The 12,584-nt window shown below is 62.5% G+C and carries 14 protein-coding genes; 4 read left to right on the top strand and 10 right to left on the bottom strand.

Annotated elements, in window-relative coordinates; all coding sequences use genetic code 11:
• Positions 1-120: 120 nt before the first annotated feature.
• On the bottom strand, positions 121-903 hold the full coding sequence (locus PSH86_RS05570; RefSeq protein WP_305488406.1) for a class I SAM-dependent methyltransferase: 783 nt from the start codon (positions 901-903) through the stop codon (positions 121-123).
• A 92-nt stretch (positions 904-995) separates the two neighbouring features.
• Between PSH86_RS05570 and PSH86_RS05565 the strand changes: the two genes are divergently transcribed.
• Entirely contained in the window at positions 996-1,616 is a 621-nt protein-coding gene (locus PSH86_RS05565; RefSeq protein WP_109753687.1) for an energy transducer TonB, read from the top strand.
• 13 nt (positions 1,617-1,629) lie between these two features.
• Here PSH86_RS05565 and PSH86_RS05560 read toward each other — a convergent pair whose 3' ends face one another.
• The 7 genes from PSH86_RS05560 to ppc all read right to left on the bottom strand — a co-directional run bounded on the left by PSH86_RS05560 (position 1,630) and on the right by ppc (position 9,069).
• Complete coding sequence (locus tag PSH86_RS05560; protein ID WP_176688560.1) at positions 1,630-2,328, bottom strand: extensin family protein; 699 nt, start codon at positions 2,326-2,328, stop codon at positions 1,630-1,632.
• A gap of 16 nt (positions 2,329-2,344) precedes the next feature.
• Positions 2,345-3,166 (bottom strand): oxaloacetate decarboxylase, encoded by an 822-nt coding sequence (locus PSH86_RS05555; protein WP_109753685.1) that lies wholly within the window; start codon positions 3,164-3,166, stop codon positions 2,345-2,347.
• A 31-nt stretch (positions 3,167-3,197) separates the two neighbouring features.
• Entirely contained in the window at positions 3,198-4,058 is an 861-nt protein-coding gene (locus PSH86_RS05550) for a DUF72 domain-containing protein (protein WP_109753684.1), read from the bottom strand.
• Positions 4,058-4,366, bottom strand: a complete 309-nt coding sequence (locus PSH86_RS05545) for a hypothetical protein (protein ID WP_109753683.1) — start codon at positions 4,364-4,366, stop codon at positions 4,058-4,060. The genes PSH86_RS05550 and PSH86_RS05545 overlap by 1 nt, the downstream gene beginning before the upstream one ends.
• Before the next feature lie 364 nt (positions 4,367-4,730).
• Positions 4,731-5,408: a tRNA (adenosine(37)-N6)-threonylcarbamoyltransferase complex dimerization subunit type 1 TsaB gene (gene tsaB, locus PSH86_RS05540; protein ID WP_109753682.1), complete on the bottom strand. Its 678-nt coding sequence runs from the start codon at positions 5,406-5,408 to the stop codon at positions 4,731-4,733.
• Positions 5,409-5,501: 93 nt separating this feature from the next.
• Entirely contained in the window at positions 5,502-6,149 is a 648-nt protein-coding gene (adk, locus tag PSH86_RS05535; protein WP_109753681.1) for an adenylate kinase, read from the bottom strand.
• A 289-nt stretch (positions 6,150-6,438) separates the two neighbouring features.
• Positions 6,439-9,069, bottom strand: coding sequence for a phosphoenolpyruvate carboxylase (gene ppc, locus PSH86_RS05530; protein WP_305488399.1), 2,631 nt, complete (start codon positions 9,067-9,069; stop codon positions 6,439-6,441).
• 180 nt (positions 9,070-9,249) lie between these two features.
• Here ppc and PSH86_RS05525 point away from each other — a divergent pair, with 180 nt between their 5' ends.
• The 3 genes from PSH86_RS05525 to PSH86_RS05515 all read left to right on the top strand — a co-directional run bounded on the left by PSH86_RS05525 (position 9,250) and on the right by PSH86_RS05515 (position 11,132).
• Positions 9,250-9,594, top strand: a complete 345-nt coding sequence (locus PSH86_RS05525; RefSeq protein WP_003198166.1) for a hypothetical protein — start codon at positions 9,250-9,252, stop codon at positions 9,592-9,594.
• Between the two features lie 284 nt (positions 9,595-9,878).
• On the top strand, positions 9,879-10,292 hold the full coding sequence (locus PSH86_RS05520) for a DUF4398 domain-containing protein (RefSeq protein WP_109753680.1): 414 nt from the start codon (positions 9,879-9,881) through the stop codon (positions 10,290-10,292).
• A 51-nt stretch (positions 10,293-10,343) separates the two neighbouring features.
• Positions 10,344-11,132: an OmpA family protein gene (locus PSH86_RS05515; RefSeq protein ID WP_109753723.1), complete on the top strand. Its 789-nt coding sequence runs from the start codon at positions 10,344-10,346 to the stop codon at positions 11,130-11,132.
• Between the two features lie 189 nt (positions 11,133-11,321).
• On the opposite strand, the gene PSH86_RS05510 is transcribed toward PSH86_RS05515, so the two are convergent.
• Complete coding sequence (locus PSH86_RS05510) at positions 11,322-11,651, bottom strand: hypothetical protein (protein ID WP_045155163.1); 330 nt, start codon at positions 11,649-11,651, stop codon at positions 11,322-11,324.
• Positions 11,648-12,553: an alpha/beta hydrolase gene (locus PSH86_RS05505; RefSeq protein ID WP_109753679.1), complete on the bottom strand. Its 906-nt coding sequence runs from the start codon at positions 12,551-12,553 to the stop codon at positions 11,648-11,650. The genes PSH86_RS05510 and PSH86_RS05505 overlap by 4 nt, the downstream gene beginning before the upstream one ends.
• Positions 12,554-12,584: the final 31 nt, after the last annotated feature.

Below are 12,584 nucleotides of genomic sequence, written 5' to 3'. Positions count from 1 at the left end.
TGGGAGGGCCTCATCGCGAGCAGGCTCGCTCCCACAGTTTGATCGAGAAGGCTCACAGAGTCTGTGTTCACCAGCGATTCCTGTGGGAGCGAGCCTGCTCGCGATGCAGGCGCCGCGGTCTCAGGCCTTGAGCGCTTTCTTCGGGTAGATGTCGTAGCGACTGGACTTGCCATCAAGCCCATGGCTCGGCTTCGGCCCTTCGATGCACGGGGCCTTGCGCGGACGCTTGACCACCACCCGGTGAGTCGCCAGCGCCAGGGCCGCGGCGAGCAGCGCCGGGGCGTCCGGGTCATCGCCCACCAGGGGCCGGAACAGGCGCATTTCCTTCTTCACCAGGGCGGTTTTCTCACGATGGGGAAACATCGGGTCCAGGTAGATCACCTGGGGCGGTTCGCCTTCCCAGTTGCGCATCACTTCGATGGAGTTGCCCTGGAGCAAACGCATGCGCGCCACGATCGGCGCCACGTCGAAGTCTTCCGCCCCACGGGCCAGGCCATCCTCCAGCAGGGCCCCGATCAGCGGTTGACGCTCGATCAGGCTCATTTCGCAGCCCAGGCTGGCCAGCACGAACGCGTCCTTGCCCAACCCGGCCGTGGCATCCAGCACCCGCGGGCGCACACCCTGGGCGACCCCGACGGCCTTGGCGATCATCTGACCACTGCCACCGCCGTACAACCGACGATGAGCCGCCCCGCCCTCGACGAAGTCCACCCGCACCGGTCCTGGCGCGTCCGGGCCCAGTTGCTGCAGTTGCAGGCCCTGCTCGCCGACCTGCAAGGCAAACTCGCCATCGCCCACCTGCAAAGGCAGGCCAAGCCGCTGCGCCCAACGCTCGGCCTGCGGCTGGAAGGCCGGGGCCAGGGCTTCGACATGGATGCGGCAGGCCACAGGTTGCTCACTCATGAAAAACACGCTCAAAAAATTAATGATCGGCAAAAATGGCCGATAACAAAGGTGAACGGCATTTTGCCAGAGCTGAGCGTCGACCGAGAAAAATGTCAGACATTCAATCCACATCGATAGGCGTTATCTCCCCTTACGGCGATTACAGCCTGCGTAACACCCAAGCCCTGAGCGGCGTCAGTCACCTGTGGCAGGACTTTTTTGCCCGGGCCCTGGCCGATCAACTGGGGGATAACGCACCGGCGCCTGGCAGCTACCAGCCAGTGGCCCTCGATGAGGCTGTTGAACCGACCCTCGGCGCTGAGCTGCTGGAGCACATCGTCAGCCAACGCACCTGCGAAGTGACCGAAACACCGGTCAAGCCGCCTGAGCCGTTGTTCCTGCCCATCGCCGAATTCGAACTCGACCTGCTGGACAAGCCCTTCCCGCCCTTCCCAGAGGAAGAAATCGCTGCCCAGCAAAAACAGCAGACCTTCGAGAGCAACTGGGTTCGCCCACTCGTCCTCGCCGCTGGCCAACCGCTGCCGGAACCCGGCCCGGCACCGCAACCGCGCCCATTGCACCTGCCGATTGCCGAGTTCGAACTCGACCTGCTGGACAAGCCGTTCCCGCCCTTCCCGGAAGAGGAATTGGTGGCGCAACAGAAGCAACTGGACTTCGACATCCGCTGGGCACGCCCGATCGTGCTGCAGAACCTGCGTATCGCCGCCTGACCCGCTCAGGACACTAGCGGCAGATCCACCATGGACCCACATCCAGATGAAAATGGTTGCGGTGCGCCGCGTTGTAATCCGGACTCAAGACCACACTGAACATATCGCAGGCGCCATCGCGGGCCTGGCGTAGAAACCGTGCATCGGCATTATCCTTGGGCCAGTCCCTGAGCACGCTGACCGTGCGGCCATCGGCCAGGCGAAACCCGGCGATGTCCAACGCACTGGCGGTAGCATGCTGGCTGCGCGCGCCGCTCTCACGCCCGTACATGTTGCGGCAGGCGAAACTGCCCAGGTGATCGACCCGCGTCACTTTCTGCCCGTAGACCGCCATTGCCGCCGGCTGCAACCCATGGCGCTCGAACAGCGCGAACGCCACCGCCAACGGGCAACTGGCGAGGAAACTGCTGCTCAGCGCCACCTCACCGCCCTGCACCCTCAGCACGTTGGTCAGCGGGCACGTCGAATTGGCGCCGCTGTCCGCCTGGCGAGCGGTGCGCAGCCCCGAGGTGGCGAGGGCCTGATCGCACAGCTGCGGGTCGTTGCGCAGGGCCATGAGCTTGAAGCGGGTCAGCAGGTTGGGCGCGAGATTGACGTCCAGGGGCGCCCAGGGATTCCATTGCGGCGGCAGCGCCACCCAACCGCGCCATACCCCCAGCCCTGCGAAACCAACAATCAGTGCCACTACCGCAAGAGCTTTCCAAAACCGCACGACAATGCCTCGGGCATCAACCCTTGAATAATTGATTGGCCTGCTTGAACGGCATCGAGCGGCGGGTGAAAGTGAACGTGCCCTGTTGCTGGATTTCCTCGGCGGCGCGGAAGAACTCACCATACGCGGCCAGGGCCAACGCCGATCCAACGCTGATGCGCTTGACGCCCAATTCGCTCAACTGCGCGACGGACAGGTCCAGCGCCCCGGACATCAGCACGTTCACCGGTTTCGGCGCCACGGCCCGCACCACCGCAAGTACTTGTTCGGCGCTGCTCAGCCCCGGGGCGTACAACACGTCGGCCCCCGCGTCCGCGAAGGCCTTCAGGCGGCCAATGGTGTCATCCAGGTCCGGATTGCCGTGCAGGAAGTTTTCCGCCCGGGCCGTCAGCAGGAAGGGATACGGCAAACCGCGTACGGCGTCGGCAGCGGCCTTGACCCGCGCCACGGCATGCTCGAAGCAATAGATCGGGCTGTCTTCGCGCCCCGTGGCATCCTCGATCGAACCACCCACCGCACCGGCCTTCGCCGCACGGAGCAAGTTACGCGCACACTCCTCGGGCGCATCGGCAAAACCGTTCTCCAGATCGACGGCCACCGGCAGATCAGTAGCGGCCACAATCGCTCGCACGTTAGCCAATGTGTCATCCAGGCCCAGTGCACCATCGGGCCGTCCCAAGGAAAAGGCATGGCCGGCACTGGTGGTCGCCAGGGCTTCAAAGCCGAGGCTGGCCAGCATTTTGGCCGAACCGGCATCCCATGGGTTGGGAATGACAAAAGCCCCTTCGCGTTCGTGCAAGGCCTTGAACGCCTGGGCTCGACGGGTTTGCGCATCCATGAGTTCGCTCCTGAGCAGAGAGGAAGTGGCCTCAGAGCAAACCCAGTTGCTCGGCGGCGGGCTCTCTATATAGCTCAGGCAGGGCCGGCAAGCCAGGCAATCGACGCATCAATCGGCTGTGGAAGTGTTGCGCGAGCCGGGCCGCCAGCAGATTGTCGGCGGTGTGCAGGAAAATATAGGGCGTGCGCCCTTCTTCGATCCACCCGGCGATTTTTTCCACCCAGGGCGTCAGGAACGGCTCGTTGGCTTCCAGCACCGGATGGCCGATGAAGCGCACTTGCGGACATTGGGTGAACGCCGCAGGCCGGGGCGGTACCCGGGGCTTTTTCGATTGTGCGTGGAGCACGGCGGGATCGGGCGAAGTGCAACTGAACAAGGCCCGGGGATCGAGGCAGATGCGTTCGACACCGCGATCGAGCAACAGGCGATTGAGACGTCGTTCGGCATCGCCCTTGGCGAAGAACTCATCATGACGGACCTCCACGGCCAAGGGCCGCTGCAAGGCGTCGATGAACCCCGCCAGCTCCGGCAACCGATTCGGGGTAAAGGCCTTGGACAGTTGCAGCCAGTACGGCGAGACACGCTCGCCCAAAGGGCTGAGCAGTTGCAGGAAGGTTTCGGTGGCCGTCAGGCGCTCACGCAAATCACCGTTGTGGCTGATGTCACCGGGAAACTTGGCGGTGAAGCGAAAGTGCTCGGGCATGGTTTCTGCCCACCGCTGCACGACGGCCGCTGATGGGCTGGCGTAGAAGGTCGTATTGCCTTCCACGGCATTGAACACTTGGCAATAGAGATTCAGGAAGTCGGTGCTTTTGGCGTCCTGGGGATAAAGATAATCGCGCCAGGCGTTTTCGCTCCAGGAGGGGCAGCCCAGGTAGTAAGGCAATACCATCAGATGTAGAGATCGAGTCCCAGCACTTCCATATCCCAATCGACGAAACCGGCGGTGCTCAGGTAGCTGGCCAGGGCCGTGGCGACACTGCGGCTCATCGCACGGTGATAAAGCATGTCTTGCTGACGGGCGGGAAGATTGCTCAGGCGTTGCGCGGAGGCTTTGGCGGCACGGGCGGCCAGTTGCTCTTCAGACGGAAACTCCAGTTCGCCATCGATATCATCGAAGGACTCCTGCTCAGCGATTTTGCCTGCACGAGGCTTGCGCTTGATGGGGTAGGACTGGGATGAAACGCCGTCTATACGCATAACAGAATGCTCGGTATCAATGATGGCAATTTAGCGGCACTTTCGCAGCCGCGCAAATGCGCAAGTGATAACTAGAACACATAAAGCCTAAAAGGTTTAAAAACGGGCTGAAAAAGTGACGACTGGCAATATCAGGCGTGACTTCTGAAGATGCGAATGACTTTTGCGAGCGCACCGCTGTGGGAAGGCCAATGCTTTTGTGGCGAGGGAGCTTGCTCCCGCTGGGCTGCGAAGCAGCCCTCAGAAAACTGATTTCAGTCTGGCAAGATTAAGATGTGAATCAGACTTTAGGGCCGCTTCGCGCCCCAGCGGGAGCAAGCTCCCTCGCCACAACGCTGCTCATTTGAGAATGGGGTGAGGTTTTTTACCGCTCGGACTTGGGCGTTGCGACCTTGTCCCGCAGGTACACCGGTTGCGCATCGTCAGCCCGGATGGCTTCGCCACGCGCCCAGGCGAAGCGGGCCAGGGTTAGCAGGTCTTCGGCATGGGGCAGCATCGAGGCGTCCTGGCCGGTCAGGCTGACGGCAATCCGCTCGCCATAACCCCAACCGGTACCGGCGCCGAACCAGTCACCGTCGGCCCCGCTCGGCAAAGCCGCGGCTTCGGGTGGCAGTACTGCCTCAGCACCGACCAGGCGCATCTCACCGTCGGTTTCGCGATAGCAGCCCCAATACACCTCGTCCATGCGCGCATCGATGGCCGCCGCGACTTGGCGCGCTCCCTGTTCGCGCAAGGCACGCTGGGCCAGCACCGCCAGGTTCGACACCGGCAACACCGGCCGCTCCAACGCAAACGCCAACCCCTGCACCACACCAATGGCGATGCGCACGCCGGTGAAAGCCCCCGGCCCGCGGCCAAAAGCAATCGCGTCCACGGCCTGCAAGGTCGTCCCGGCATCGCTGAGCAATTGCTGGATCATCGGCAACAGCTTCTGCGCGTGCAGGCGCGGGATCACCTCGTAATGGCTCGTGACCGTGCCGTCGTGCAGCAAGGCAACGGAGCAAGCTTCAGTCGCGGTGTCCAGGGCCAGCAAGGTACTCATCGATGTGTCCGTAAATCAGGTGGAAAAAAGTGCGCCAGTATAAACAACTACGGCCCGCAAGCGGGCCGTAGTTAGTGCAACTGATCAGACTTTTCAGCTCAAGGCTGCAAGCACCTTGGCAGTGATCGCTTCAACCGAACCGACGCCTTCGATATGGCTGTACTTCGGCTTGCCATTGGCAGCCGACAGTTTCTGGTAGAAATCCACCAGCGGCTTGGTCTGGGAATGGTAGACCGACAGGCGATGACGCACGGTTTCTTCGGTGTCGTCCTTGCGCTGCACCAGGTCTTCACCCGTCACATCGTCCTTGCCTTCGGTTTTCGGCGGGTTATAGACGGTGTGGTAAACACGACCGGAAGGCTCATGAACGCGTCGACCGGCGATACGCTGGACGATTTCCTCGTCTTCGACGGCGATTTCAACCACCGCATCGAGCTCGACACCGGCAGTCACCAGGGCTTCGGCCTGGGGAATGGTGCGCGGGAAACCGTCGAACAGGAACCCCTTGGCGCAGTCGGGCTGAGCGATGCGATCCTTGACCAGGGCAATGATCAGGTCATCCGACACGAGGCCGCCGGCATCCATGATGCTCTTGGCCTTGACGCCCAGCTCGGTGCCCGCCTTGACTGCGGCACGCAGCATGTCGCCAGTGGAAATTTGCGGGATACCGAATTTCTCGGTGATGAACTTTGCCTGAGTACCTTTACCGGCCCCGGGAGCTCCCAGCAGAATGACGCGCATCGATGTGCTCCTCAATTTTTTTATGTAAACGCTCGGATTCGCCTCGTGGGGCCAATCGCGGAAAACAGGATCGTGACCGCCCAAACGGCCAAAGGCTGATCAAGATACACAGCAGGCCCGACCCACACAAGCCGCCGAAAGTCGGAGGAACCCGCGCCCGATACGACCTTCGGAGGGGGTAGCGAGAGTCGCAACCGGGCAACAAACTGTCGCCTGGCCGACCTGCTCCCTCCCCCACCGGACAACGCCCGGGGACGCCGGGCGAGCCGTTTCGGTGCGCTGCCTAACCTTAGCCGGTATTGCGCAAACCGGCGGCAATCCCCGCCACAGACACCAGCAACGCCTGTTCCACGGGGCTGCCCTGGGCCCCATCCTGTTGCCGCGAGCGTGCCAACAGTTCGGCTTGCAACAGGTGCAGCGGGTCAAGGTAGGTGTTGCGCAGGCGAATGAATTCCAGTGTGGCTGGGCTATGTGCCAGTAGCTGCGACTGACCGGTCAACCCCAGGACCACGGAACAGGCCTGCGACAATAGGTCGCGTAAATGCGCACCCAAAGATAGGAGCCCCGGCTCCACCAGACGCTCGTCGTAGGAGCGGGCAATATCGGCGTCAGCCTTGGCCAGCACCATTTCCAACATATCGATGCGGGTACGGAAGAACGGCCATTGCTCGCGCATCTGCCCCAGCAATTCACCTTCGCCGCGCTCCAAGGCCTTGCTCAGCGCGGTTTCCCAGCCGAGCCAGGCCGGCAGCATCAGGCGGGTTTGGGTCCAGCCGAAGATCCACGGGATCGCCCGCAGGCTTTCGATACCGCCGGCGCGACGCTTGGCCGGACGGCTGCCCAGGGGCAGGCGCCCCAGTTCCTGTTCCGGCGTGGACTGGCGGAAGTACTCGACGAATTGCGGATTTTCCCGCACCACGGCGCGGTAGGCACTGACGCCGTCGGCCGCCAGTTCGTCCATCAGGTGTCGCCACTGGGGCGTGGGTGGCGGCGGTGGCAGCAGCGTCGCTTCAAGCACCGCGGCGAGGTAAAGATTGAGGTTCTGTTCGGCGATGTCCGGCAGGCCGAATTTGAAACGAATCATTTCGCCTTGCTCGGTGGTGCGGAAACGCCCGGCCACCGAACCCGGTGGCTGGGACAGGATCGCGGCATGCGCCGGACCACCACCACGGCCCACGGTGCCGCCACGACCGTGGAACAACAGCAGTTCGACTTGCTGCTCGCGGCAGATGTCCACCAGTCGTTCCTGGGCCCGATACTGCGCCCAGGCCGCCGCCGTGGTCCCGGCATCCTTGGCCGAGTCGGAATAGCCGATCATCACTTCCTGAGGGCCTTGCAGCCGCGAGCGATAGCCGGGCAGCCGCAACAGGCGCTCGATCACCGGCCCGGCGTTATCCAGGTCGGCCAGGGTCTCGAACAACGGCACCACCCGCATCGGCCGCAATACACCGGCCTCCTTCAACAACAGCTGCACGGCGAGGACATCGGAAGCCGCGCCGGCCATGGAGATCACGTAGGAACCCAGGGACGCCGCCGGCGCCGCGGCCACTTCCCGGCACGTCGCCAACACTTCCGCGGTGTCGGCCGACGGCTTGAAATGGGCCGGCAGCAACGGACGCCGGTTGTTCAGCTCCTCCAGCAAGAAGCTGATGCGCTGCTCCTCGTTCCAATCTTCAAAGCGCCCCAGGCCCAGGTAGTCGGTTATTTCCGTCATGGCGGCGGTATGGCGCGTCGAGTCCTGGCGTACATCGAGGCGCACCAGGAACAAGCCGAACGTCACCGCCCGGCGCAGGCAATCGAGCAGTGGCCCATCGGCTATCACGCCCATGCCGCATTGGTGCAGCGAGTGGTAGCACAGCTCCAGCGGGTCCAGCAGCTCGCGGTTGTGCTGCAACACATCGGCGCCTGGCGGCGTGGCGGCGGTCAGGGAGGCGTGGGCCCAGTTGCGGGTGGCGCGCAGGCGCTCACGCAGTTGCTTGAGCACGGCGCGATAAGGCTCGGCGCTGTCGCCAGCCTGGGCACGCAAGGCCTCGCTGGCATGTTGCATCGACAACTCGGCCGCCAGTTGATCGACGTCGCGCAGGTACAGGTCCGCTGCCATCCAGCGCGCCAGCAACAGCACCTCGCGGGTCACGGCAGCGGTGACATTCGGGTTGCCGTCGCGGTCGCCGCCCATCCACGAGGCAAAGCGGATCGGCGCCGCCTCCAGTGGCAGGCGCAGCCCGGTGGCGGCATGCAGGGCCTGGTCGGCCTTGCGCAGGTAATTGGGAATGGCCTGCCACAGCGAATGCTCGATCACCGCGAACCCCCACTTGGCTTCATCCACCGGAGTCGGCCGGGTGCGGCGGATTTCTTCGGTGTGCCAGGCTTCGGCGATCAATCGTTGCAGGCGCTCGTGGATCTGCGCGCGCTCGGCGCTGGTCAGGTCGCGGTGATCCTGGGCCGCCAATTGCGCAGCGATGGCGTCGTACTTCTGGATCAGCGTACGGCGAGCCACTTCCGTCGGGTGAGCCGTGAGGACCAATTCGATTTCCAGCCGCCCCAGTTGCCGGGCCAGGGCCTCGGCGCCATGGCCCTCGGCTCGCAACCTTGCAAGCAGTTCGGGCAGCACCCGCGCCTCGAAGGGTTGCGGCTGTGACTCTTCGCGACGATGGATAAGTTGATATTGCTCAGCGATGTTGGCCAGGTTGAGAAACTGGTTGAACGCCCGCGCCACCGGCAGCAGTTCGTCCTCGCTCAACTGGTTGAGGCTGGCGCTGAGCTCGGCATCCACGGAACCGCGCCGGTCAGCCTTGGCGCCCTTGCGGATCTGCTCGATCTTGTCGAGAAACGTGTCCCCATACTGTTCGCGGATGGTATTGCCCAGCAGTTCGCCGAGCAGGTGGACATCCTCGCGCAAGCGGGCATCGATATCGGTCATCAGCATTTCTCCAGCAAAAAAGTCCGGACAGCTCTTGCATTAGAGAGTGCCGATGCCCGTCGCTTATGACAAGCGACGAAGGGACTTTAAACCTTACACAACGAAGCTAGTCTCATGAGTAAGCCACACAACGGCTTGTCACTCACCGCGCCTGCCACGAGCAGGCTGATTGAGGTCATCATGAAAATTCGTGAACTTGCCCAGCATTGGGAAGAAAACGCCAAGGGCCGCCTGACCCAGACCGGCTACACGATCCATCTGGACGTGGAAGCCGCCGCACGGCTGGCGGCGATCTGCGATATGTACCCCAAGCGCCAGCCCGAAGAGCTGCTGGGCGAACTGATCGGGGCGGCGCTGGAAGAGCTGGAAGCAAGCTTCCCCTACATCAAGGGTTCGCAAGTCGTCGCCACCGATGAAGAAGGCGACCCGCTGTACGAAGACGTGGGCCCGACGCCACGGTTCCTCGCATTGTCCCGTCGGCATCTGCACGAACTTTCCTCGCAGAACGACAAATCCAAACACTGACTTCCTTCCCTCCAGGTTGCGATTTTGCGGCGCTGTGTCTCTTTCCATTGCGTCGCAATACCGCTGCGCGCCTGGAAAGTTCAGCTTTTCTGCCGCTGACCGATCAGTCAGTAATTCTTTTGGCGAATGGCCATCCTCGCTGAACTTTTGAAAAACGCCTCGGGTCACACCGAGTAACCATACTGGAACGGTCGTTTAAATAAACGCGCCTTGGCGCCCGCGCCAACCCACACGTCACAGCTTCGGTCCCAGCATGGATTTGTAGTTTTTTCAGGAGTTTTCCAATGGAGTTGAAGCCTATGAATACCTGCACTGCCAAACCCTCATCCACTGGCCTGCGCGGCCTGAAGTTGGCTGCCCTGGCTATCGGTAGCAGCTTCATCCTCGCCGGGTGTGCTGGCAATCCACCTTCGGAGCAGTACGCGGTGACCCAATCGGCGGTCAACAGCGCCGTCAGCGCCGGCGGTACCGAATTCGCCGCGGTGGAAATGAAATCGGCCCAGGACAAGCTCAAGCAGGCCGAGATCGCCATGCATGACAAGAACTACGCAGAAGCCAAGCGTCTGGCCGAACAGGCCGAGTGGGACGCCCGCGTCGCCGAGCGCAAGGCCCAGGCCGCCAAGGCCGAACAAGCCCTCAAGGACTCTCAGAAAGGGGTTCAGGAACTGCGTCAGGAAGGCATGAACAAGGTTCAGTAAACCGTTCACGCCACGACGTACTTCTCATTGATAAAAGGACGACAGACTATGATGCACAAACACTTGATGATGCCCGCCCTGCTCGCTGCCTGCGTAGCCCTGGCCGCTTGCTCCCACGACCCGAACGCGAACCTGGAACAGGCTCGCACCAACTACAACGGTCTACAGGCTGACCCGGCGGCAACGAAAGTGGCCGCATTGGAAACCAAAGACGCCGCCGACTTCCTGGCCAAGGCCGACAAGGCCTACCTGGACAAGGAAGACGAAGCCAAGGTCGACCAGTTGGCCTACCTGACCAACCAACGCGTTGAAGTGGCCAAGCAGACCATCGCCCTGCGCAACGCCGAAGCCGAGCTGAAAAACGCCGGTGACGAACGCGCCCGTGCCCTGCTCGATGCGCGTAATGCGCAGATCAAGCAATTGCAGGACAGCCTGAACGCCAAGCAGACCGAACGCGGTACGCTGGTGACCTTCGGTGACGTGCTGTTCGCCACCAACAAGTCCGACCTGCGCGCCAGCGGCATGACGAATGTGAGCAAACTGGCGCAGTTCCTCCAGGAAAACCCGGACCGCAAGGTGATCATCGAAGGCTACACCGACAGCACCGGTTCGGATTCCTACAACCAGTCGCTGTCCGAACGCCGCGCCAGTTCCGTGCAACTCGCGCTGGTGAAAATGGGCGTCGATCCGGCCCGTATCGTGACCCAGGGTTACGGCAAGGAATTCCCGGTGGCCGACAACACCAGTGTCTCGGGCCGTGCCATGAACCGTCGGGTGGAAGTGACCATTTCCAACGACAACCAGCCAGTGGCCCCGCGTTCGACCATGAGCGCCAACTGATCGGCTGAGTGCAACAAAAAAGCCCCGTCTGAGTTAATCAGGCGGGGCTTTTTCATGCCCGCACACATTCTTCGAGCCAGCCATATTCCCTGTGGGAGCGAGCCTGCTCGCGATAGCGGTGGTTCAGTAAACACCTATACAGCTGACCTGCCGCCATCGCGAGCAGGCTCGCTCCCACAGGGGGGTTGCTTATGGCTGCAATTTTTGTGGCGTTTCCTGCCCCATGCAACGCACCGCGCGCTTCTTCTCGTTGATCAGCACGCCGGTCAGGCCTTTCTGTTCGGTGTCGAACAACACCAGCACGCCGTCGATGCACTGGGCCACCTGCGGCGCCGGTTCCAGGGCGACTTTGTAGTCCTCGCCCGGCACGGTCTTGAGCATGGTGAATTCATTGAGCAGCAACGCGTCCTCGGGTTTGGCGAAGTGCAGGTAGCCGTAGTACCAGAGCACCGCGACGGTGCCGAGGATGCTGCAGATACCGGTGATGATCAGGGGGATGGCGTTACGTTCTTCGCTCATTGCGGGCTCTCTGAAGATTCAACGGGTGATTTCGGATAATTCGGGACTTCGCCCAGGCGGCGCAGGCCGTCAAAGTGCTGGGGGTCGTCAAGGTAACGCAGCATCACTGTGCGCCAGACCGGGTCGGCGAATGTCTGCACATGTCCGCCGCGGGTCAGTTGCAGGACCCGCGGCGGCGGCGCAGCTTGATACAGACGGATGCCGTTGGAAAGAGGCACGATGGGATCATCCAGGCTGTGGTAGATCAATTTCGGTACGCCGGTCAATTGCGCAACGGAGGCAATCGCGCTGTCACCGTCGGGCACCAGCCAGGACAGCGGCACCTGGAACGCCCAGGTCAGCCACGAAGTGCTCAGGGCGAAACGCCCGACGTCGCGATAGCTGGCCGGCACGCCATCGAGCACCAGGGCCTTGAGCTGCCGTTGGCGCTGGGGATGCTCGACCAGATAATGCACCGCCAGCGCGCCGCCCAGGCTCTGGCCGAGCAGTACCAGTGGCCTGCCTTGGACATCAGGAGATTGATCGAGCCATTTGAACGCGGCGTCGATGTCCTGGTAAATCGCCGGCAGGCTCGGCTCGCCTTCGGACACGCCGTAACCACGGTAGTCGACCATCAACACCTGGTAACCACGCTCCGGCAACCACCAACTCCCACCCAGGTGCCAGGCCAGGTTGCCGCCATTGCCGTGCAGATGCAGCACCGTGCCCTTGACCTCCACGCCGGGTTTGACCGGCAGCCACCAACCACGCAGCTTGAGACCGTCGGCGGTGGTCAGGGTGACGTCGCGGTACTCGAGCTTGGCCCTCTCCGGGGTGAACGGCAGGCCGCGCTCGGGGTAGAACAGCAGGGAGCTGCAACCGCTCAGGGCCAGCAGCAGGCAAATGATGCCGAGGGTTCGCATCCGGTGAAACCTCGCAAAATCAGAAGTTATA

This window comes from Pseudomonas sp. FP2300, assembly GCF_030687595.1.
Classification (GTDB): domain Bacteria; phylum Pseudomonadota; class Gammaproteobacteria; order Pseudomonadales; family Pseudomonadaceae; genus Aquipseudomonas; species Aquipseudomonas bijieensis.
This window is presented reverse-complemented; position numbering and strand designations above follow the sequence as displayed.